Origin of the sequence: Pseudomonas gebzensis (assembly GCF_034427815.1) — a bacterium.
Lineage (GTDB): Bacteria > Pseudomonadota > Gammaproteobacteria > Pseudomonadales > Pseudomonadaceae > Aquipseudomonas.
Genome location: NZ_JAXQNS010000013.1, coordinates 1 through 22,056, shown reverse-complemented (window position 1 = coordinate 22,056; position 22,056 = coordinate 1). Strand labels below are relative to the sequence as shown.

Below are 22,056 nucleotides of genomic sequence, written 5' to 3'. Positions count from 1 at the left end.
TGGGACGTACGCTGGTGTGCTTCCGCTCATGTTCACCTATGCCATCTGTCTTGGTGTTACCTATGAGACGGCCTATCACAAACGGTTTTGTTACAGTGACACGCCAGTTTGCCTCCACGAGTACAAACAGCTGACATCTTTCGATACTGACCCCAAAGGGTGGATAGCAAGGCGCCCGCTTAATTAATGGCTGACCAAGAAATAGGCTCAGACGCTTTCGAAAATCTGCCCTAAAGCCTGGAGGCGCGGTCGAAAAAATCCCTGCCCGGATTTTGAGGCCGGTCATTTTCGGCTCTCATAAGCGTGCGAATTCATTTCACAATCAAGGCGATCGGCGGCAGGGTGCTTCAGCACTGAACCTGTAAAAGCTGATCCCAATTGCTCATGTAGCTTGGGCTCAACAGAGCTCGCCGCATTCCCCAATCTGGAGTACGTGGAACAACAGCCGAGCGCAGGCAGTCGTGCCCCCAACGATTGTTTATAATATCCATGGTCCTCATGAGCGCATCGGAACGCTCCGACTGATTCGTGGCAAATAGGTCTAGGGTAAACTCTCCTTTATGACGCAAGTCCATCAGCAGCACCTCGGCTTTGCTGTATGCATAGCCTTCCCTATGAATCTTCTCTAGAGCCCTCATCGCGTGTTTGGTCAGCTGGCGTACGTCGTCAGTAGGGTAGTCAAGCACGCACGACGCTGCGTTTGCGTACTTTGGCGTGTCTCCGTGGAACGATGTCTGGATCCCGATGCGCATTGCCCCACACAGCGAGCCCTGTCTGCGAAGTTTTTCAGCTGCTCGGTGGACATACGTGGCCACAGCTTCGCGCAGACCAGAAAGTGTTTGTACGCGCTTTCCAAACATCTTGCTGGAGCAAATCGACTGTTTAGATGCAGATGCCTGTTCCAGGTCCAAGCAGGACTCACCATTGAGCTCGCGAATGGTTCTTTCCAGCAGAAGGTTGTATCTTCGCCCCATAACTCGTGGATTTGATTTCGAAAGTTCCCAAGCGGTAGTTATGCCGTCTTCAGCAAGGTGTTCTCGCATTCTGCGGCCTATGCCCCAGACTTCATCAACTGGCATCCTTCGTAGTAACCACTCCACGGCTTCAGGTCTGCGGAGGTCAACTACACCGCCTGTCTTTTCGCGCCAGACCTTCGAAGCATGTTGGGCAGCCTTGGCAAGGGTTTTAGTGTGGCCAATGCCCACTCCCACTGGTAAAGCTGTCCACTGCAGCACGCGGGCCTGAATAGCTCGGCCAATGTCAGAAACAGGTTCGGGCATACCTGTTAGTGATGCAAACACTTCATCAATACTATAATTTTCGGTTCTATCGGCTATTGATTCTACAGCTTTGTAGAATCTAGCGGACATCTCACCATAGAGGCTGTAGTTACTGCTGAAAACAGCGACGTTATGTTCTTCTAGAAATGCCCGGACTTTAAAATAGGGATCACCCATTTTGATACCAAGTGCTTTAGCTTCGTTCGTGCGGGCTATGATTGCTCCATCGCAGTTGCTCAGACAGACGACTGCTCTACCTCGCAAGTCCGGTCGGAAAATTTTCTCAACGCTTGTATAAAAGCTATTGCAATCTATAAGAGCAAAAATAGGCGTAAGTTCAGAGGGCATTAGTCACAATCCAAGTCACTGTGCCAAATATTTCTACCGATGTGTCCTCAGTCAACTCAATAGGGCCATATGCAGGGTTTGCCGATTCTAAAGCAAGTCCGGTTGGCAGATTTATTAACCGCTTGACCACCGGCTGGTTGTCGACGTATGCGAGAACTATATGACCAGGGCAAGGCTCAATTGCCCGATCGACGAGAATTCGACTGCCGTGGAAAATACCCGAGTCCTGCATACTGTCGCCTTGAACTCGCACCAAAAAGACGTGCGGGGCCCTAACATTCATCAGCTCATCCAAGGATATTGCCGCTTCGTGGTAGTCAGCGGCGGGGCTTGGGAACCCGCCTGACGCTGCTCCGGACAAGACCTGAACGAGCTGGTGTGAGGGTTGAATCTGGTTTAGAAGAGTGACGATCATAGGGCACCGGTTTTACTGTCTGCATATACAGTAAACCAGGCTGCGGTCGTCGCATAGGCTGAGATGGACAAATGGTTCTCGCGAAGCGCTGATCGCAGGGATAGCTTTCGAAAACACGAATATTGCTGGCGGTGACCGGTCGTGATGAGTTGCAGCGCAATTCTGGACGGCGAGTAGCATATGCTGCGTATCTGACTTCGCCGCTCGCGGTCCATCCGGAGATGCTGGAATGTTGCACTTCCCAAGGCAGGGGATCGGATGCGGCCAAGCCCCACATGATGTCTGTACGCAATAAGACCTGCGCTTCGACTGGGCTGTGAAGATAGCGCGTGTCAGCGCTGCGAGCAGCGTTGCTAGGGAGACGTGAGAATTGGATCAAGCGAGATGAACACAGGGTACGGTCGGCTAACCGTCCAAGGCGAAAGCAACGCAGTGACCCGTAAACACGGGTCAACGTCGATTGGGTCTCATTGCTTGGGCGCGGTGGTATCAGTGCCTGGCAGTGGAGTGGTGCCGCCATTGTTGTTCTTAGGCGCGGGAGTAACAGGTTCGGCGGCCGCATTGGCGTTGGTGCCGTTGCTCGTGCCGTTGCTCGCGTCGGTGGTAGCGCTGGGTTTTGAGCTGTCCTTAGCCGAACCGTTGTGGGCGTTCACACTCGTGTCGGAGCTGGGTGCAGGAGTGCTGGTGGACGAGCTGGTAGTAGCGGCGAAGCTGCTAGCCGACGCCAAACCCAAGCTGAGGGCGAGTGCGATAGAAAGTGGTCGAATGCTGGCCATGTGAGTCTCCTAAAGTAACTGATCTTACATCTGGTTCGGCTACGCCTATCGGCCAACGGTGCCAAGCGCACGACGGACGGTCGGACGTGTGATGTTACTGGGCATTACGCGCTACCCTTTGATGGAGTGATGTCTTCGGTCGATTCGACGTCTGTTTAGGAGCCCGTGCGGCCAAAATGGGGTGCTGGCGGGGTGCATGGAGCAGGTCTTGGGTCAACCGTACCTCAGCATCGTTAGGCGCGAAGGGTACTGCATGCTAGGGTGCCTGGCACTGGACCAGCCTCTCACAATATCTCACGAGCTGCGCCCTAGGTGGCAGCTAGCGGCCTCGAAGGGACAACCCGTGAGCGATATCTCACCTTTCGCATGTTCGTCTCGATGCGCTGTGGGTGGCGGATGCTGATGTCAAGCGACAGATCCGTGACGAAACGCCTAGCGAGGTCTGGCGTCGGTTTTGAATAAATGAGCCCTCTGACTGATGCAGCCTAGAATAGACGGCTCCAGATTTCGAAATACCTGCGGCAGCTGATGGGGTTAACGCGACTGTCCTAGGTTCTGTCAGTATCAAGAGCGACTGCCTCTGGGAACTTCCTAACAGCTTGCGCTGCTGCTCAGCAGTCCTTGTTGAGCCCATTATCCAGCGGCCTCCCGCAGCACCTTGTGGTTGAGTAAACTCAGAGAAACAGCTATGGGTAATGTGACAATGACTGACGGAATCTCTGAATAGAGAACAGTGATTCAAGGAGATAACGGTACATGCATAAAATCGTCACATACGCCAGGAGCGTTGCTCCTGCTGTACAAGATCAAATTGCTCAAATGACAAAGGAAAATCTGACTGATTTGTCGATGCTGGGTGTCCCGAGTGGGAATTTGATCTACCCCCTCTACCAGCACACGCTGTCCGAAGAGATTTTGCTGTACATAAAGCGCATTGGAAAAATGGAAGCAGATGCTCCCATACGGCTGGTGGTGGCTTACGCTGACGACACACAGGAGGTGGTGGTCGGGTTCGTACTGTTTCTACCGGTCAAGCAGGATCACACAGCATGTGGGTTGACCTACATGGCTGTTGGCGTTGAGCACCGTCGCAAGGGGATTGCGACAGATATGCTCAGCGCTGTGGCCAACGAAAGCCCGCATATCGAACTGACCTGTTTCATCGATAAAGTCCCGGTTTATGAAAGCATGGGCTTCCATGTGATCGGGGTGCGGGACACCCAGATCGTTATGAACAACCGCCAAGATCCATCGATGGGAGAAATGACAACGGTTTTTGCCGAGGCCCTATTCAATACGCCTCAAGCACAGATGATCCAACACAAGTTGTTCAAGCTGCACGGGATGCGGAAGCTGCGTGAGGCGGAAAAAAGGCTCGATCGCTTGGTCGATGAGCTCAAGCGAACAGCGCAGCAGTTCATCGATGAGAGGGCGCAAGAGATAGTCTTGTATCGGCGCCCTGGCGCTACAGTCGAGCAGAACGCATCGGGTCGCTTTGAGTTGCGAGGCGTAGAAAGCATTGATTGCGCTGGCAAGACTGAGAAAGCAGTCTGGGCACAAGCCGCGCGCCTGATCGACAAACGCATTGGAACCCGCTTGAGGTTTTTACCTGCTGGCCAGGTATAGGCTCATGGGAAAGCGTTCGCCGATCACCAGCCCGCCTTGCCAATAGCGGGATGAGCTACGGAACCGCGAAGCTGTTGCTTGCAATCGACTCGGAAGCAGCAGGGGGGCTTTCACTGCTCCCTGCGTGGTCGGAACTATCCACGCTACGCTTCCAAAGTAGGAAAACATGCTGCACCACCAGCCCGCCCCTTGCGGGCTTTTTGTCGCAGCTTCTCTGAAATTTCGCTTCTATTGCGAAAGCCGACATCTGGATGACGAAACTGGAGGCACCTCAGGCTGATCTGAAAACACCGCTGTTAGCGAAGTGCATGCCGAATAGCATGCTTGGCTGAGGCGCTGAAAGGGTTTGAGTCCAGCATTTTCAAGCTTTCCTCTACCGTAGCCCGCTTCATCCAGCTCTGCCAGTTGCTACGAAGGTCGGTGATCTCAGTCGTCGATAAGCTGCCGTGCGCCTTCGCGAATTGGAACAGCAGGCCGGTCGGGTTCACACCTGTCAAGTACTGCTTGGCCAGAGAGGACAATTCATCCAGTCCCAGCGATTTCAATTTGATACCACTCAGCTTCGCGGCAATTTCTTGCTGCAGATCTGTGTCGTTCACGAGCCAGCGGGCAGCGAGCGCGGTGTTTTTGTCCCAACTGATCTGGCTATCTTGTTCCGCTGGCGCGGGTACCAGTGGCAGAAGTTCGTTCCGAGGGAGTTTGGTGTAATCCAGGGTGCGCTGCAGTAGCGCGTTATAGAGCACACCGCTCGACTGGGTCAGGAACGGCTGCATCTTGGTGATATATTCGGCCTGGTCCTCCAAACTCGGGATGGCGCGGTGCCCAGAGGTGCAGACTTTGTGAATATAGTCATCAAGGCGCTCAGCCTTACTGAGCTCGCTCCGCAGCTTGTCCACCCCGAAATCCCTGATGTATGAATCAGGGTCATGGTTGTCTGGCAGGGTAGCAATGAAGATGGCTAGGGCAGGGTGGTACTGCTCCATGATCGTCTCAAGCGTCCGCTCTGCTGCTCTTTGTCCAGCAGCGTCACCGTCCAGGCACACCGTCAGCTTGCGGACTCCTGAGTCGAGAATGAGGCCGAATTGTACAGGTGTCAGTGCTGTTCCCATTGGCGCCAACCCGTTGGCCAAGCCATGATCGGCCATGGCGATAACATCCATGTACCCCTCAACCAGAACGGCCTCCCTAGATTCACGGATGGCGCTTCCATTCTCGTGCATGCCGTACAAGATCGATCCTTTGTGGAAGATCTCGGTCTCCGGGGTGTTCATGTATTTCGGCGCACCCTCCTTTTCTTCCAGTAAGCGACCAGCGAAGCCAACCAGATCACCTTCGTGAGATCGGATAGGGAACATCAATCGGCCCCTGAAGAAATCCAATAAACGTTTGTTGTCCAGCTGTTTCAGCACTCCGGCGTCCCGAGCAGCGAAGCGAACCGCATTGGTGCTGAAATGCGCCACAAGGCCGCGCCCGTCTTGAGCTGCAGGTGCATATCCCAGCTGGAACTTGTAGATAGCAGTAGGGGAGAGCTTGCGTTTCTCAAGGTAGGCCTTCGGTTCATCTGCCTTGATGTGCCCCTGAAAATAGATACGACTTACCTTCATCGCCGTATCCAAAAGGCTTTGGTCTGCTGCTTTGCCAGTGGTGTTGTCCAAGGGGCGGGCTCCGAACTGATTAGGAAAAGCACAATGAGCTGCGACTGCTGTGATCGGTCGCAGGCCTTATCCAGCAGGCCTATCCGTTGAAAAAGCGGATAGCTAAATCGCTTAGCAATGTACAATATTACGATAGATTGCTTAAAATCTGGTGGTACCGCAAGTCTGTTTGGGTCGCTGTAGATCCATAAACGCCTACGCGGTTGAATAATGCGGGGGAGACAATGAATTGGTTTCTTCGTGATGCTGTCATCACGCGACTCAGCTGGGTTGATGTTGTCACCTTTGACGGCCAACCCGACTGTCTTTGCGAAACGGGACAAGCCGTCAGGAATGCGTTCGATGCCGTACGTGATCTTGCTGTAAGCGCTATCACTGCTGCAATTGCGCTGGATGATGCACCACACATACTGGCGGATGTTCCAGCTTTGGCTGAGCACTTCAGGGTTGTGTACCAGGTTTCCACAGAGCTGCAGTGTCTAGCCATGTATGGGGGACCGACCAGCCGCGTTGCTTCCAGTTGGCTGGGGGAAAGCGGCACAGCCTTCACGCTGTACTCCAGCTGGCTGGCCGAGGTGACTCTACATCTGGCGGACCTGATGGCGCTGCCTTGCTCTCAAGCATCCATTGCGCTCAACGGCCAAGGGAATTGCCTGCTCCAGTCGTGGGGGGAGGGCATGGACTCACTGGAAACGGCTGAGCACGCCTATTTCGCATACGTGGATCAAGTCGAGATGGAGGAAGAGGAAGAGCGCCGATTGCGGTTCCAGGACGAGGCTGATTACTTTGCATGCGTCGAGGCCGATCTCTGGAGAGGCTGGCGCCAAGAGTATGAGGAAGATCTAAAGGCGGCCGATTTTGTCGATTAATTAGAGCAATGCACTACAAAAGAATTTTGCGAGCTATCATGGCCGCACTATATATAAAGGTGAATATGTGGCGAGGCGGCAAAAAAACAGCTCCATTGGTGATGACTTACTTTCACTTTCAGCAAACTTTCCTTTCTGGGTTTGTATTATTCTGGCTGCTCTTACTTATGCCGTGCTGCATATGTACGCGGGAGAAGAAGCTGGTGATTTGCAGTCCCCAAAAAATATCGAGGAATTAGGCGCCTATGCTGGGCAGGCCCTATTGAGATCGGTTGCGGCATTTGGGCAGTATATATTCCCATCTATTATCCTGGTTGGCGGTTTGGCTGGCATACTCAAGCGTTCTCTCAAGAAGGGAAAGTACAACCGCATATCAAAATCTGCTGATCCCGGGGCCTCGATTCGTCAACTTACATGGCACGATTTTGAGGTCATGACTGGCGAAGCTCTTCGTCGGCAAGGTTACCAAGTTGCAGAGACAAAGAAGGGACCGGATGGTGGTGTAGACCTCATTTTACATAAGAAAGGAGAGTTGTTTTTAGTTCAGTGCAAACAATGGAGATCAGTAAGAGTAGGTGTGAAGGTTGTCCGCGAACTGTATGGGGTAATGACGGCAAGAGGTGCTGTTGGGGGATTTGTAGTTACATCTGGCGGCTTTACCGCAGAGGCAGAAAGGTTCGCAAAGGGAACTAATGTCGCTCTTGTGGATGGAGCTGAATTGGTGAGGTGGTTCAGCTCTATAGCTAAGAATTAGTTATCCATGTCAGTTTTTTGAATGTTAAAGGCCCCCGTTGGGGCCTTTGCTTATCTAGTGAAGCCCTTGAACATGCTGCTCATTTCATCGTCATCAGTCATGTCATATCGCTTAGTCGTGCTGATGTCTTTATGGCCCAGCGCCTTCTGTGCGTAGTTGATACCACGCTCTCTTATAATATTGGTGGCCAGCGTGCGTCGGGCGTCATGCGGCCTGATAAAAGTTACCCCCGCTACAATACATCGCTCTTTCAGTGCATCGTACAGACCGTTTCCAACAAGGTTATCGAGGATGGTGCCTGACTTGCTCAAGCGGCGCAGCACCAGCCCGCCCTCGCGGACGGCTCGCTTCGGCTTATTGCGGCGCGATAGTTTGCCCTGGACTGGAGGCTGATCCTTGGCTAGTTGAGCCTGACGATCGATCTCTTCAATCCACTCACGCAGCGGCTCGACCGCCCACGGGGAAAGGTACCGCATGGCCTTTCTACCACCTTTAACAACGACCTTGAATCGCATGCCATCTAAGTCCAAGTCCTCACGGGTCAGTTTAACTGCCTCGTTTCGACGGAGGCCTGATCCGAATAGAAGCGCCAGCATGGCATGGTCGCGCAAGCCCAGAATAGTTCGCTCATCTGCTTCGCAACTCTGAGTGAGCTTGTCCAACCAGGCCGGTTTTACGTACTGGCCACGTCCTTCGTCTTCTCCGTAACTCGGTAGCCGGATCTCCTTGAGCTTGTCATATTGCTCCGAGCTCATCAGATCGTGAAGGAAGCATGCCCGAGCAATGCCGCGTACGGCATAGATATAGAGATCCATTGTTGGCTTTTTCAGCTCACTACGCCAGCGTGCCACGAGCTCCAGTATCACTGCAGAGTTGACCTTGTGCCAAGGCACTTCATGCAGCGGTCGATCGCCAAACCCTAAGGCCAGAGCAGCTCGACCCAGGCACATTTGGACCTTCTCACGACTGCTTTCCGCGAGTGGCGCCAGGAATGCCCGAAGCACTTGTTCCATGGTGTGCTGGTATGTGCCCGTCGACCGGTCGACAATCAGACGCTGACCATGATGGTCTACGGTGATGAGCTCTCCTGATCCACTCATCGTTACTCCTCATATGCAGGCAGATACTTGATCATTTTTTAGCCTGATCCTGTGTAGATTCTGCGGGAGAATACCCTGCTAAATTCTCAGAATCGACGTAGAAACGATTTATTAATTTAACTCAACTTAATGTGTATTTGAATGAGCTATTCTAATGCAAAGCCGTTTTTGAAGGCTGCAGGCTCTCCACAGTACACCAAAAAGCCCCTGACGGTCATTAGTCACGGAAATACATCTTTCCGTGACTAATGACCAGCAGTTAGGAAGGGAGGCTATGCCTCCCTAGGGCCCTTCGGGCTGGGAATGGAATGCACGCCACCAGTCCATACTTTGCTGTCGGTACCACGTCGGCCTCCAACCGGTTGCTTTTCATTGCGCCAGGTTGTAACTGGGTGTTGGCCGACCTGCGCTGTTCGTCCGACTGAACAGGCAATCCGGACAATCTCATTCAGGGTGAAATTCATTGGATTGCTTGGTTATTCATGAGCTCGTTCATTTCCATTTGGAACGCCAGTGCTTCGGGCAGCACAGGTTTGCTCCGCGACTCGGCGAGCGCACCGTGTCGACGCTCATGTGAAGGCCCTGGAGGTGCCAACTCGGGCCCGCTGGCAGAACGGGTTGATGAAGCGGATGGCCGGTGTGATCCGGGCATCAGTCCGCTGCTGGACCAGAAGATCCGTTTTAAAAAGGCGCCCCTACGTGAGATGTGTAGTACTTAGGGCCGCCACCGGCCTCAGATTTCACGTAGCATCACGCTTCTCTCCTGCCAATTCGATAGAGTGGTGACCCATTTTGTGGTTGACGCCAAGTGACGGGGACTGATCTCCAATCCATCGGACCCTCGGCGTCCTAGCTCAAGAATCTGATTTTGCATCCAATCACCTTTGAGCCACGGCATTGCCATCGCGCAGCTATTCCAAGTAATTTTGGTGGCATGGGAATGACACGCACTGAAGTGAGCGCTGGATACGGGAACCTTTTTTCAAGAATTTATATATGATTCTAGGAATCATATATTGACTTTGCCCGGCCATACTCATAAACTAGCCTCAGTTAACAGAGAACCCCATTCCCAAGGAGTAGCGTTATGGCTATCGATAGCTTGAGCAAGTACCGCGCCGCTGTAGATGGCGTAAAGAACAAGGCAAAAGTAACTGGCTCTAAGGGCGAAGAGCATGAGGTAGAGCGTCTGCCGATTCGCCGTGGTGATGGTTGGAAGGTCGACCCGCTGCTGCTCCTGGAAGAGGAAGGCTACAATGCCCGTGGCGCCTTCGCGGTCGACTACTGGAACCGCCCAGACGTAATCGCGCATATTCGTGGTTTCGCCGAATCTTATAAGGCAGGTCGGAGTGTGCCTCCAATCACCGTTGAAGTTCGTGATGGTGATATCTACGTTCGTGATGGTGCGCACCGCCGCCGTGGCTTGCTGCTTGCGCTGCAAGAAGGTGCCCAGATTGAGCTGGTAGAGGTCGTCGAGTCGAAAGGTGACGAGGTCGAACAAGCCAAGCTTGTGTTGACCGCGAACGATGGCCGCCCACTCACTCGCCTTGAGCGGGCTGTGCAGTATGGCAAGTTCCAGAAATGGGGTTGGACCATTGGCGCAATCGCCAAAGAGTTCAACCGGACACATGAGCATGTCCGCTCTACCCTCCCCCTGCTTGATTTGCCTTTCGAGCTCAAGCAAATGATCGCGGAAGATGTCTGCTCCGCATCCCTTGCCCTTGATGTTTACGACCAGCACGGTACCAAAGCGGTTGAGATCATCAAGAATGCTGCGAACCAGAAAGGGGACCAATCTCAGGCCGAGGAAGACAAGGTCTTGGAGCTTGCGCTGGGTGGTTTGACAGAGGGCCTCGGGAATTCGGAGCAGGCGCCGAGCTCAGACGTAGACAGTCAATCGTCTGAACCAGAGACGCCTGCCGCCCCTGCGCAGCCTCCTCGAAAGCCACGTGTAACGAGCAAAGACCTGAACAAGGCCGGTCCAAAAATAAGCAAAAAAACTGTGCATTTCGTGCACAAAAGCTTCGAAACTCTGCAAAAAAGCATCGATAACATTTCTCGCGAAAATGACTATTTCGTAATGAAGTTGAGTGCTGACGAAGTCGAACTGCTTAAGCAAATGAAGAGTCAGCTAGCAGCCTCGGGTGGTAGCGTCGACCCTCAACAACCAGAAAAAAACACAGCTCAGACCGACATGGTCGATCAGCTGGATGGTCAGAATCAGGTCGATGCCTCAGCTCAGTAACGAGCTGAGAGGTGCCCTAGTGCCCCGTTTCGGCGGGGCTTATCAGACTCCCAATCGGCTTCATAGCCAATGAGGTGTAGAACCAATGTATGAAGCACTGCTGATCTATCGAAACCGGCCCCGGCCGGTTTCTTTGTAATCACAAACAGGAGGCCCTCGCAACGCCCTTTGTTAGTTTGTTAGTTTGTTAGTTTGTTAGTTTGTTAGTTTGTTAGTTTGTTAGTTTGTTAGTTTGTTAGGTCATTCAAACTTGTTGAGGTATGTACTCACAGCTCTGCTGGTGGTTATCTATCCTCACCATCTCGACTACAGCAGGTCTCGGCACGTCATCGGCGAGGACCTGCATCAGCGCCTCAACCCCCCTACCCCACATCATCGTCGAATCATGGCCGTGCGCCCCAATGATGCCCACCTTGGCCAACATGGCTTTCGCCGCCTCGATGCCACCTTGGCGCCCCGCCAGTAGCGTGAATACCGCCGATCCAGGTAACGCATGTTCTTGTTCCAGTTTGATCACCGTGGCCAGGGCTTTCAGCTGTTCCTCCGGCACCGGCTCGGACCAAGGCAACAGTTGATGCGTCCCCATGTAGAAATAGGTCTCTTTGCGCAGCTGGCGCGCCTCAGCCAGCTGGGTTCTGGTGCGTTCCTGTGTCGCTGCGATCGGATTGTTGAAACCTTCCAACTGAGCCTGACGTGATTCAACCAGGTGAATGGCGGCATCGATCTTTTCTCTCGCACGTTCCTGATTCACCGCAATGTTGTGGCATGCGGCCTGGCCGCCTTCGTTGATGAGCACGCCACCAAGATCCTTGATGGCTAAGGTACCGCCGTCCAATTGCGCTGTAGAGGGCTCGTATCGCATGAGCGGTGGCAGCGGCTCGTGGTTGAACTCAGGTTTGAACAGCAGGACCTCCTGCGAACTTTGCTGTGCACCAATCACGCCCATGGACGCTAGGAGCTGGGCCGCATGTTTGCTGCTGCCCAGATCGTTTGCCAGCTCTTCATAACAGGCCCGTCCTGTGGCCTGGGTATCACTAAGCGAGACCACTTTGCCGTCTGGATAATCCCGCGCTACTTGGTTGGCTGTATGGCGACTGCACGTTTTGAGCTGCAGCGACCCATTCCCCTCTACCTGGTACAGCCCATCAATACCAAGTGTGGCTAGCGCTTTTCGCACCAGTGGTCCTTGCTCGGATAAAGGCCGACTCCACTGCAACAGGTCCTCGGTCACGATGCCCATGGCCGACTTACCAGACGATGAGTGCTCGACCGCCCACGCCAGCGCATCCATGTGCTTGTTGATCAAAGTACGGCTGTGATTCGCCTGGGGCGTATCTTGTCGGGCCTCTTGCCTGATGTCCTGGATGTGAGAGTGCAATGAGCGAATATGATCGGCGAAGACCTGCTCGATGCGAGCCTGGCCTACCAGAGCCTTGCGGTTGATGGCCATGAAATCGCGCTGGTGCTTCGACACTGCAGGATCATCAAGCACCCTCTCTATGCTCACTACCGTAAGCCTCTCGCCACGGAGGTAGTTGACGTAGAGGCGGTCAGTAGCAGTCAGGTACTGGTGCGCTGCGCTCAGGGGTACCACATGCCCGTGGGGCTTGCCTTGGCCGCTGAGAGTGAACTGTCGAGCGCGCTTCTGATCAGCCTCAAACCTCATGGTGGGAGGCGCTGGTACCTTCGACCACTCGACCACTCCGACCAAACTCGTGTTGATCCGGCTTCCCAGCAAGGCCTGTTCGCTGTCAAAGACCACGTAGCGGTTTTCCCCTTCCCGGTTGCGATACATCGCACCGTCGTACCCGGCCTGCTGGAGCCAGGCTGCGCAACGCGAGTTGGCCATGATGTCGTCAATTTGTAGATGGCCATCTCGCATGAGCTCGGCCACGATCAAGCCGGTTTTGCGCATGCCAAGCTTGGCGGTAAGGTCTACTGCAGTGATAGCCGCTTTGTCTGTCACGATGAAGGGCGAACGGATGGCCAAGATCGCAGGTGTTACCTTACCTTGGGCATCCTGGTTCGCTGCTCCGACATCAGCGAAAAGGCTGAACGGACGGTCTGCGGCTTCCTTGCTGAACACGATCCGAGGACCGAACTGGTTGATACAATTGCTCCCTTCAAACCAGCGGTCAAAATGCGTTGAGGCAGGCGGGGATAGGGGAGCATCAGCCACGCGAGCAACTGGGCGGGTGTTGTCTTGCATGATGGCCTTGGCGTCCTGCTTGAACTCGAAAACACTGCGAATTTGGTCTTGTTTAAAGACCGTCCACTCGGGCTGCTGATCAACAATGTCAGGCCCGCTGTAACACACGCTGTCGTAACCGTTTGCCTCTGCCTGGCGGGCCTGCGATCGGTCATTGGTGTAGAGCGTGTTCTCACAGCGAAGGTAGACGGGCATGACAACCGGTGTGGGAACAGCGCTGGCTAGGCCTAACTCAACTGCCAAGTCGATGATGTGCTCGGGCATGTCCTGGTCGTGGTGTAGTGCGAACAAAAAGTTGTCCAGCTGCTGTGCGGTACCGCTTCCTTCAACGTGGGCCGAAAGGTCGTATAGGTCGTTCACATCAATGCCGTGCGCCAAGCAGGTATCGTGAACTTCTCGGAAGTTCTCGCCGCCGAGGCGATCCCAGACGCGGTGCCCTTCTTCTACCATCCCCTTCAGTAGCTCAACCGCGAGCGGTGGAAAGGCCTTGTCAGCTGCTTCAAACAGATCCTTCTGGCGGAACGACTGATTGCGAGCCGCCGTTGCGTACTTGCTGGCCACCTCCGGGTCGCGAGTGAAATGGAAGCCGTCGCCCTGGTAGTGCTGGTTGAGCAAGGATCGATGCCGCGATGCATCGAAGGTCGTGAATGCGCTCATGGTCCCGTGGTAGAAGACGATCGGGCTCCCGTCATCGTTGATGGTGGTGGAATCCCGAAGCCACTGACCGAGCGACGAAACGGGCGTATCAAGCGCCGCAGTTGGAGACGCTGAGCGGGCTTTCCAAAACGCGCTGGGCAGTGCGTAGTCAGTCGATTGAGGCGACGGAATCAGGGTGTGGCCAGTAAAGCCCTCGATCGCGTTGTAGGCTGATGTGGCAATGCCCTGGCGCCGGTGAGCAGGAGACACCATTGCGGCAGCATGCAGCTGGCCATCTCCACCTGCAGGTCCATACAGGAAGCTGCCGATGACTGTGTCATCGAGCGTTACCGCATAAACCTCCCCTCGCCCATCGGCAACCCCTGCAGCGCTCTGTACCAAGAACAAGTTGTAGTCATTGCCGGTATGGAGGAGCTGTGCGCTGCCGTAGAGATCGTTGCGCCAGCTCTGTGTTTTTACGGCCCACTGGAAGGCGCTGTCCGCACGGGCAAGCTCACCCTCTGGCCCCGATATGTTTGCCCACGGCGAGATCCGCTGTGTCACCCGTACCAGGTCAGGATGCGTAGCATCGATGGTTGTCAGCGGAAAGCTGCTGGCGCGCTCCTCTGCCCGCATGGGCATGCGGATCGTGACGTTGCGAGCTTCAACCTCGCCAGCTTCGTGAAAGTACAGGTCATAGGGCGACATCAGGTCCCGCCTGAATGAGGCGAGGTTGCTTTCCCAATAACCCTGTCTGCGCCAATCTGCAATCCGCTGCACGACTGTGCTGTCATAACCGGATAGCCTGGCAAGCGTTTCTGGCGGGCAGGGAACTTGCTGTGCCTGCTTACCGATCTCCACATACAGTTTCATCATTTCCTTGAGCTCACCGCTCACGGAGCCACGTGCGATGAATGTCTCTTCCGAAGCACCAGGTGCAAGCCCTTCAATGCGCTGGATAGCATGCTGCATCTCGTGGGCGATGATCTGCGCAACACTGGGGTTCTCAGATGACAACGTATACGGAGATGCGACGAGCAGCGTTGACTGCGCCATCGTCCTGCCCTCGGCGAACCCGCCGTAGGAATCACCGATTTGACGATTTACTGCGACAACTCTGAGGTTGGCCAGCTGCGGGTAGGCAGCGTAAAGCTCTGGGTGATCATAGAACTGGCCCAGCGGTACCCCTCGTGGCCTGCTCATCGACTCCTCAACCCAGTCAAGCCAGCGATCTGGATTAGTTGTCGTGACCTCTTGTTCGTCCTTCTCGTAGTCGTACCCTCGAAGGCGAGCCTTGCTGTCGTCGATCTCAAACCGCCACTTGCCCTCCGGTCCATTCATCCAACCCGTTTGCTGCCAGATCGACTCAGGACTGGCTCCATCCTCGGCAAGCGCCTTAGCCCGATCGAGTCGGCCACTGTCATGTGTTTGAGCATTAACGCCAGCGAAGGCGAACCGCATATCAGGGTTGGCCGAATAGAGGCCGGTATTGCCGATCGCTGACTTGACCTGTGATGGCTCGAAGACGCCGATCGTCATGTGGCCGCTCTCGGTCACCTTGATGCTGTCGAAACCGCAATGTGCGTACAGCTGGCCCAGTGCCGCAGCGCCAGCACCACCGAAGAGGCTGGCGCTATCGAACCAGAAGTTGTGGCTTTTGTAGTACGGCCCGCTCTCTTCTGCCCTGGCGCTCTTGGTGATCGTCTTCACCAGGCTGGCCACCAGCTGCAGGTCGACCTCTCTGCCAGCTTGTTCAGCTTGGCACACAAGCTCATCACGCAGATCGATGACCTTGGAAGAACCTTGCGGCAACCTGTCGCCATCAAAGGAGGCGCGAGCGCTGAGGTAGACCGGCATGATGAGGGCGCGGTCGCCTTGGCCAGGGCTAACGTAGTCCTGCCGCAACTGGGCATAGTCGTCAGCCAGTATCGAGCCCTTCGTCTGTTGCGCTGCCCCGGTACCGGCGTTAGCCACGATGCCAGGATTAGTAATGGCTGATTTCACCTGGCGAGGGTAGAAGGTAACGATTTGCGGGAGATCGTTGCCCCAGCCCGAAGCGCCCCTCATCAGGTCGCCAGGCTTGGACCAAATCATGCCGTCAAACCCCTGCGATTTCAGCTCCTCGTACCGGTCAGGGTTCGACCGAATCTGTTCGATCTCTTGTTGGTTTGAAGGCCTGTACGGGTTCTGGATGCTCAGGAACACCGGCTTCACGATCTCGCTGTTCCGGATGTAGCTATAGTCGGTGCGGGGCGTGAAGGAGCTCGGGCCTTCCCTGAAGTCGTCGAAGTCCTCACTTGTCCCGTGATAAACCCTCAGGGGTTGGCCATGCCGATCGGTGATGACTGATCCCTCGAACCAGTCGTTGAAGTCGGACGGCCAGTGTCGGGGCTCTGGGGACTGACTACCCGCAGGCGCCGATCGGAGCTCTGCTGGTGTGGCTGCGCTCGCCCAGAACATACGGTTCGCGACCGAGTAGTCCTTGACGGTACCGTGATAGAGAACCATGGGAGAGCCGTCGTCATGCATCGCCGTGCTTCCATGGAACCAGCGCTGAAAAGCCTGGCTGTCAAGTTGACGATGTTCGGCTGCAATTTCCGCACCCCAGCGGACTATAACACCGCCCAGCTCTTGTGCCTGGACAGGGAAGTGATGCTGCCCGAATGTCTGGGCCGCATCAGCGACGGTGTCGAACCGCTCCCTGAGCGTAATGCCCATTCCCACTGTGTAATGTTCGGCGGCCCATCCCCGATCGTCGGTTCGGACCAAGGTGAGCACAGCCGTGGCGGGGTCGTGTGCGCCACTAATGGCAGCGAAAAATCCATGCTCATTGAGGCGCGATGCCGCCATAGACTGGGTGCTCAGCCGGATTCCTAGCGCGCTGATTTCCTCTGCTAGTACTCGGGTGGCCAAGTCATTGCTGTTGCTGGCGCCAGCAACGGCATCGCTCATGCGCTCTATGGTCTCCCCGCCACCAGGTGCGCCCATAGTGCCGAGTGCGTACAGGTAGGCCATCTGGGCGTCTGCAGGCATACGCAAGAGCGAATTGGTGCGGGCGCCAACCGGCATCCCGTACAAGTCCGATACAACCGCGTCATCGAGCTTAGCGTCCCACTGGTTGTGCGCAGTGGTGCTTTCGCTGGCGCCAGCCACATGAAAGTCGACTGCCTCACGCGCCAGCGTAGCGATGTCGTGTGCATCGAGCTTGAAGTCATCCAGCTCGCCTTGCCGCTCTAGCTCACGCATCAGGGGTGTGCGATACAACCAGGTGCGGAGATCTCGAATACAGCGCTGGCCGAGCTCAAACCCCCCCCGTCCGCCGCTCCGTGGCTGAGAATCGGGCGCAGCGAGTTGAATCAGATGAGCGAGGTGCTCGCTGTTGAGATTGGACGGCGCTGTAGTGCTCGGTACCAGCATCGATGCCTGAACCGCGTAGGTATCACCAGCGGCCAGCAACGCATTGAAACGCTGCACTACGCGACCGTAATCCCGCCCGAGCATAGTCCTCAGGGAGGCGTGCTCACCCACCTCATGGAGAAAAACAGAGCACACGTCTTTTGGCTCGGTGTTGGCGCCCACCAGGTACACGGTTCTGTCGTAGGTCAGGCCTGATACCCGATCATCCGCCCCAATCAATGCGATCTCATCGCGCAGCATGGACGGTAGGTCAGCAGTCGTATCCACCAGCTGCAGCTTGTGTGAAAGTTCAAGAGTGGCGATCGGCCCAGCCCCGTAGTAGTTCATAAGCAGACCGCGCATGCTTTCTGCCGTCGACTTTTGCGCTGCTTGGCTATGGTCAACACGTAATTTGACGACCACTTCAGCATCAAGCACCGCTGAATTTAGGATGGGGTTGTACGCAGTGCGCCAGATGGCAAGCAGTGTGTGATCGGACAACTCGGCAAAGTCTGAGTCGGCTTCGCGCATAGCGGGAACGATGTGCTGTAGCACGTCGGCATCGCTCACATGCTCGACCATATACAGATCAACCAGCCGATTGACGCCTCCCGCGCTGCGTAGGTTGATACCCGTTTCAACGCTGGCGCTATCCAGCCATTGCGAGGATGGCGCATGCCGATAACGCCGACGCAGATCATCCGTAGCCGCGCCCAGGTAGGAAGCTGTGCCGAATTGTATAGCCCAAAGGTGCTGGGTGTGACTGGCCGCGTCTGCGCGGTCGGCGCCGACGTGAGCCGCAAAGGTTGCAATATCACAAGGTGCAGTCGACAGCAGCTGCTCGTAGGCTCGCCATTGGGAGTTCGTCCACTCAGGACTCGGCGTCCAAAGGTCGTCGAGCGTAGGCACTGAGGTGAGCATGGTTCGACCATTGGCTGTATCGACCTGCAGCAGCTGGTACCCAGCGAGCTCGGTACCGGTGATTCTCGCGACTGAATCGGGGCCCTGCAGGTGAGTGGCCTGCCCAGCAGCTGGCGCTAGAGGGTGTTCAGCCTGCACAGGAAGCTCAGAGCATGCATCACGCGTCGACTTGGCCAGCTCGGCATTGCCCGTAGCGCGACTGCGACCGAGAAGCCAGCGCGCCAGACGTCCACGTTGCTCGATCGGCTGCGCCTCGATAAGTGGGCGAACTGATTCCGGGGTGATGACCGTGGCCAGCTCATCCGGGTGGAGTGAGTTCAGGCTGTGGTGCACGCGCTGCAGCGCAGCAAGCGCGTTAAATCGAGGGTTGTCCTGCTCGATAGCGGTGGTCCAGCCGTAGGCAGCTAGCGCGTGTATCGCCTCACCATCAGCGGCGAGTGCGATACGGGTCTGCGTCAAGGGGTGCTGAAATATGGTCTCGCCATCGTTGGAAATGTCGTGTGTCGTTGTAGCAAAGCGGTTGAGCAGAGTTTGAAGACCGGACATGCCGAGTCGCTCCGTTATTACCCCATGCGAGGAGGCGTAAATAATTCTGGACCGGGCTCGGGTTCGAGCCGGATATCAAGCGAGGCCGCCTGTTCGTGGTCCGTATTGGGCTGTCGCTTGTTCTGTTCTGCAGACAGATCAGCGTAGGACTTGGCTTCCATCCCTAGACTCTCGCGCAGCTGATTCTCTTGCTCGTGAGCGTCGATGAGGGCAGCCTTCACCTTTACGAGGGTGCTCTTCGCCCGATCTGCAGACATCACCTCCAGATCCATGGAGTGAAGTTCGGCGGTGATCCGGTCGAGAACCTGGTGGGCAATCATTGCCTGAGGTTTGATGCTCTGATGGAAGTTGGTCATGTACTCAGCAGCTGCAAGCGTTTGACGAGCTTCATTGTGAGTGACGATGGTTGGACCGGAGATCTTGTGGCTAGAAGCGTATTCGAACGCAGCTCGCATATAGCCATAATCCTGGTACTCCTCACGTTGACCGACCCATTCCAGGGCATCGCTGACCGGCCCCTCCTTAGAGTTGCCGCTGATGATCAGCCCCACGCGAACAAGGTCCCAATTGAGCGCTCCAACGCCCTGCACTTCGGCTTCAGCCCGTGGCAACCAGCGCGCATCGTCATTCGCCTCGACCCTGAAAGTGGTTAGCAGATGCTGGTTGATGAAGCGCTTGTCGACCGCGAACGAGAGAAAGTTGGTCACCTCGTTGGCGTCACGGAAGAGGTAAGCGGGGGCGTCAGCGCTGATATCTGGGTCGGAGGACCAGCGCATTTCAATATTTGCGGATGGGGCGTTCGAGACGACTGGCACCCCGAGGCCTTCGACTTGCAGGACGATTGGCTGACGCATCTGTGTAATTCCTATCTAACTGAGTGGTCGTGCGCGCCGACCTTATGCGGTGGGCGCTGGCGCACGAAAGCGCAAAGACTGACCAGCAGTTTATCTATCGGCGTCGGCAGATCGAATTCTTCTTGCTGTTCATGATCAGCAAGCGGTTGAAGGGGTACACACGCTCTGTCGAGTAAAAGGTGTCGATACCGTGATTGAGGGTCATCCGCTCGCCATTCAGGCCGTACTTTTTGAACAGATCCTGTAGGCCGTTATCGTCCACGAGCATGGGGTTCACTTGTGTTTTGAAGTCGCCCGAATCGTCGTATTTGGCACTGACTTCAACGAGGTAACGCTGCATTACTTCGCTCATCACGCTTCCATGACTATCGAATGGGTTGTCACCTGCGCCAGGGTTGGCACCGTGGCTGTGGTGTACATGGCCAGATCGGTGGCCACTGGGTTGTAGGCTGCTAGCTGCGCCAGCCTGGCCAGGCTGGCTTGGGTGCTGTGATCGTTGAGCCAGCGAACGGCGGCATAGAAGCCGGTTCGGGCGTTTGGCTGGATGTCCAGATTGGCCAGCAGGTCCTCGCAGCCAGACTGCTCCGCAACGTTGATGATCACCTGCAGGGCCTGGCGGTCGACGCTGCAGCCGATATCCAAACCAAGACGAGGGAGATCGGACAAGGTGTTGGCCACGCAGTTGCCCAAGACAACTTTGAGCACGGTAGCGGTCGCAACGTTAGCGATCTTGATCAGCGGAGCCTCGGTCTTGAATGGAATGGCCATGAAACAGGCACGGTTGGCGATGAGCTGCGCTACCTGGCGAAGGCTCACCGCGTACTCGGGCTCGTAATCTGCCTCGGCACTGTAAGCGTGGAAGGCGCAGTACCCGTTGATGGCTGACTTGGTGGCAAGGCGTTCAGGATCGAGTGGCTCCCAGCGCAGGTTGGAGCCAGCGGGTACCGAGCGATACGCCACATGGGCTCCCGCTTCGTCAGTGGTCACGCAAATTTGTCCAGGCCGTAAGGCCTTCAGCTCGTACTTATTTTGGTCGATCACTGCCAAACTCCTAGTATTTAGACCATCCTCCTAAGTGACCCGTCCTCACTTAGAAGCGCCCCGCCCCCTCCGGGGGCTACCTGGGCTCGCGCTTTACTGACCCTGCGCGATCTTCCTGATACGCCACTGCTTTTCCCCTCACCCGCCGCAGGCGACCCTAGGTCGCTCAGACCAGACAGCGTGAAGCGAAACCGTGCCAGCCCTTACTCGATTGAATTGACAGTGGGTGACGCAGCACGGCGCCATCTTCTGGGTTGCCGCTGGAAAGCTTTTAAAGCGTTGACTCAGAAGCGTTTTGAGCGATGTCGCTCCAAAACTGTTTAAGCTGACTCAGCACAGCGATATCGCAATAGCCACGTGAGCGCCTGAACAAACGTCGTCTTATGATATTGTACATTGCAACGATGTGCTAACCCGGAATCTGTCATGGCCAACGAATCGGATTGCGTTAACGAAAATCCTGCTAGCGCTCCTTTCAATAGCGAGCGAATCCAGGACGTGGTGCTGGACCACGTCTTAGACAACGTCAGCCTCTTTATGGGTGGTGGTTCGAGTGCCGAACGCATTACTCTTCTGATGGATTCGCTGCAGGAGCTGAGCGAGAAGATAGCTCTGGGAGCGATGGCTAACAGGGTTCACCTTTCAGACCTGCCAACATTCAATGGCAAAATCAGCGCTGATACAAATCAGACAGTCAACGACGATCAGCTCTATGAGACGCGTTTCAGAATCGTCGAACAAAGAGGCGATAACCCCAAGCCGATCCGCGATGAGGTGCTAAGTAAAGCGCAAGCCATTGAAAGCTACGGAAAGGAATTCGTCGAATCATACTGGGGCAGCCTAGGCGAGCGTTGCCCTAACAGCGTGACGACAGGCGATCGCACACTGTGGTTCAGCATTGTTCGATACCCGGTCAATGATCAGTCAATGGCACAAGGCAACGATGTCAATTCCAAGAAAAGCTATCGTGCACCGTCATTGAGATAACACCTGAAACGCTAATACGAGCTTCTAAGTCAACGCTCTATGAGATGTCATCGCTCTAAAGCTTCAGCTCCCCTCAAAGTCAACGCTTAAAAGCTCTACTGCGAGAGCTCTAAAAAGCTTCTAAGCGCTGACTCTTAAAAGCTTTTCAGCGATAACGCTGAAGCTACGCGGCCCGCCAGGATCGCCCTCATCCCAGTCCCTCACATGAAGATAGAAATCCAAGATACCCCCCTTCGAGGTTGTGCTTAGCAGCGCAATGCGCTGGGCGGGCAAGCCCGCAGGGAAAAGCAAAGACAACAGCTAACCGGATCTGCTGGGGCGGCCGATGGCCGCGTACGCGGTAGATGAGTTTCGGGAGGTAGAAAGTCATCGCCCCGCAGGGGCGGCATTGTTGGGAT

Annotated in this window: 14 protein-coding genes; 5 read left to right on the top strand and 9 right to left on the bottom strand. The window is 55.4% G+C overall.

The features are described 5' to 3' along the window. Positions 1-347: 347 nt before the first annotated feature. The 3 genes from SJI00_RS20685 to SJI00_RS20675 all read right to left on the bottom strand — a co-directional run bounded on the left by SJI00_RS20685 (position 348) and on the right by SJI00_RS20675 (position 2,819). Positions 348-1,628 carry a Y-family DNA polymerase gene (locus SJI00_RS20685; protein WP_322463538.1) on the bottom strand — a complete coding sequence of 427 codons (1,281 nt, stop codon included), beginning with the start codon at positions 1,626-1,628 and terminating at the stop codon, positions 348-350. Next, the gene (locus SJI00_RS20680; RefSeq protein WP_322463537.1) at positions 1,618-2,043 is read right to left on the bottom strand and encodes a LexA family protein; all 426 of its coding nucleotides are present in this window, start codon (positions 2,041-2,043) and stop codon (positions 1,618-1,620) included. The genes SJI00_RS20685 and SJI00_RS20680 overlap by 11 nt, the downstream gene beginning before the upstream one ends. A 467-nt stretch (positions 2,044-2,510) precedes the next feature. Continuing rightward, the gene (locus SJI00_RS20675) at positions 2,511-2,819 is read right to left on the bottom strand and encodes a hypothetical protein (protein ID WP_322463536.1); all 309 of its coding nucleotides are present in this window, start codon (positions 2,817-2,819) and stop codon (positions 2,511-2,513) included. A gap of 756 nt (positions 2,820-3,575) precedes the next feature. Between SJI00_RS20675 and SJI00_RS20670 the strand changes: the two genes are divergently transcribed. Then, positions 3,576-4,445: a GNAT family N-acetyltransferase gene (locus SJI00_RS20670; protein WP_322463535.1), complete on the top strand. Its 870-nt coding sequence runs from the start codon at positions 3,576-3,578 to the stop codon at positions 4,443-4,445. Positions 4,446-4,741: 296 nt separating this feature from the next. Here the strand turns inward: SJI00_RS20670 and SJI00_RS20665 are convergent, their stop codons facing one another. Next, positions 4,742-6,100, bottom strand: coding sequence for a DNA primase (locus SJI00_RS20665; protein ID WP_322463534.1), 1,359 nt, complete (start codon positions 6,098-6,100; stop codon positions 4,742-4,744). Positions 6,101-6,324: 224 nt separating this feature from the next. Between SJI00_RS20665 and SJI00_RS20660 the strand changes: the two genes are divergently transcribed. Then, a complete protein-coding gene (locus tag SJI00_RS20660) occupies positions 6,325-6,969 on the top strand; it encodes a hypothetical protein (RefSeq protein ID WP_322463533.1) in 645 nt (214 codons plus the stop codon). 67 nt (positions 6,970-7,036) lie between these two features. After that, positions 7,037-7,723, top strand: a complete 687-nt coding sequence (locus SJI00_RS20655; protein WP_322463532.1) for a restriction endonuclease — start codon at positions 7,037-7,039, stop codon at positions 7,721-7,723. 50 nt (positions 7,724-7,773) lie between these two features. Here SJI00_RS20655 and SJI00_RS20650 read toward each other — a convergent pair whose 3' ends face one another. After that, a complete protein-coding gene (locus tag SJI00_RS20650; RefSeq protein ID WP_322463531.1) occupies positions 7,774-8,823 on the bottom strand; it encodes a tyrosine-type recombinase/integrase in 1,050 nt (349 codons plus the stop codon). Between the two features lie 1,087 nt (positions 8,824-9,910). Between SJI00_RS20650 and SJI00_RS20645 the strand changes: the two genes are divergently transcribed. After that, positions 9,911-11,068 carry a hypothetical protein gene (locus tag SJI00_RS20645; protein ID WP_322463530.1) on the top strand — a complete coding sequence of 386 codons (1,158 nt, stop codon included), beginning with the start codon at positions 9,911-9,913 and terminating at the stop codon, positions 11,066-11,068. Positions 11,069-11,312: 244 nt separating this feature from the next. Here SJI00_RS20645 and SJI00_RS20640 read toward each other — a convergent pair whose 3' ends face one another. The 4 genes from SJI00_RS20640 to SJI00_RS20625 all read right to left on the bottom strand — a co-directional run bounded on the left by SJI00_RS20640 (position 11,313) and on the right by SJI00_RS20625 (position 20,671). Then, positions 11,313-18,776: an ADP-ribosyltransferase-containing protein gene (locus SJI00_RS20640; RefSeq protein ID WP_322463529.1), complete on the bottom strand. Its 7,464-nt coding sequence runs from the start codon at positions 18,774-18,776 to the stop codon at positions 11,313-11,315. Positions 18,777-18,793: 17 nt separating this feature from the next. After that, positions 18,794-19,630, bottom strand: coding sequence for a hypothetical protein (locus SJI00_RS20635; protein ID WP_322463528.1), 837 nt, complete (start codon positions 19,628-19,630; stop codon positions 18,794-18,796). Positions 19,631-19,724: 94 nt separating this feature from the next. After that, positions 19,725-19,982: a hypothetical protein gene (locus SJI00_RS20630; RefSeq protein ID WP_322463527.1), complete on the bottom strand. Its 258-nt coding sequence runs from the start codon at positions 19,980-19,982 to the stop codon at positions 19,725-19,727. Next, positions 19,982-20,671, bottom strand: a complete 690-nt coding sequence (locus SJI00_RS20625; protein ID WP_322463526.1) for a hypothetical protein — start codon at positions 20,669-20,671, stop codon at positions 19,982-19,984. The genes SJI00_RS20630 and SJI00_RS20625 overlap by 1 nt, the downstream gene beginning before the upstream one ends. Before the next feature lie 426 nt (positions 20,672-21,097). Between SJI00_RS20625 and SJI00_RS20620 the strand changes: the two genes are divergently transcribed. Next, positions 21,098-21,658 carry a hypothetical protein gene (locus tag SJI00_RS20620; RefSeq protein ID WP_322463525.1) on the top strand — a complete coding sequence of 187 codons (561 nt, stop codon included), beginning with the start codon at positions 21,098-21,100 and terminating at the stop codon, positions 21,656-21,658. The last annotated feature ends 398 nt before the right edge of the window (positions 21,659-22,056 follow it).

What these genes read in the sequence shown, in the direction of transcription:
- SJI00_RS20685 (WP_322463538.1), bottom strand. Translation starts at nt 1,628, where the DNA reads ATGCCCTCTGAACTTACGCCTATTTTTGCTCTTATAGATTGCAATAGC.
- SJI00_RS20640 (WP_322463529.1), bottom strand. Translation starts at nt 18,776, where the DNA reads ATGTCCGGTCTTCAAACTCTGCTCAACCGCTTTGCTACAACGACACAC.
- SJI00_RS20650 (WP_322463531.1), bottom strand. Translation starts at nt 8,823, where the DNA reads ATGAGTGGATCAGGAGAGCTCATCACCGTAGACCATCATGGTCAGCGT.
- SJI00_RS20635 (WP_322463528.1), bottom strand. Translation starts at nt 19,630, where the DNA reads ATGCGTCAGCCAATCGTCCTGCAAGTCGAAGGCCTCGGGGTGCCAGTC.
- SJI00_RS20620 (WP_322463525.1), top strand. Translation starts at nt 21,098, where the DNA reads ATGGCCAACGAATCGGATTGCGTTAACGAAAATCCTGCTAGCGCTCCT.
- SJI00_RS20645 (WP_322463530.1), top strand. Translation starts at nt 9,911, where the DNA reads ATGGCTATCGATAGCTTGAGCAAGTACCGCGCCGCTGTAGATGGCGTA.
- SJI00_RS20680 (WP_322463537.1), bottom strand. Translation starts at nt 2,043, where the DNA reads ATGATCGTCACTCTTCTAAACCAGATTCAACCCTCACACCAGCTCGTT.
- SJI00_RS20630 (WP_322463527.1), bottom strand. Translation starts at nt 19,982, where the DNA reads ATGAGCGAAGTAATGCAGCGTTACCTCGTTGAAGTCAGTGCCAAATAC.
- SJI00_RS20670 (WP_322463535.1), top strand. Translation starts at nt 3,576, where the DNA reads ATGCATAAAATCGTCACATACGCCAGGAGCGTTGCTCCTGCTGTACAA.
- SJI00_RS20660 (WP_322463533.1), top strand. Translation starts at nt 6,325, where the DNA reads ATGAATTGGTTTCTTCGTGATGCTGTCATCACGCGACTCAGCTGGGTT.
- SJI00_RS20675 (WP_322463536.1), bottom strand. Translation starts at nt 2,819, where the DNA reads ATGGCCAGCATTCGACCACTTTCTATCGCACTCGCCCTCAGCTTGGGT.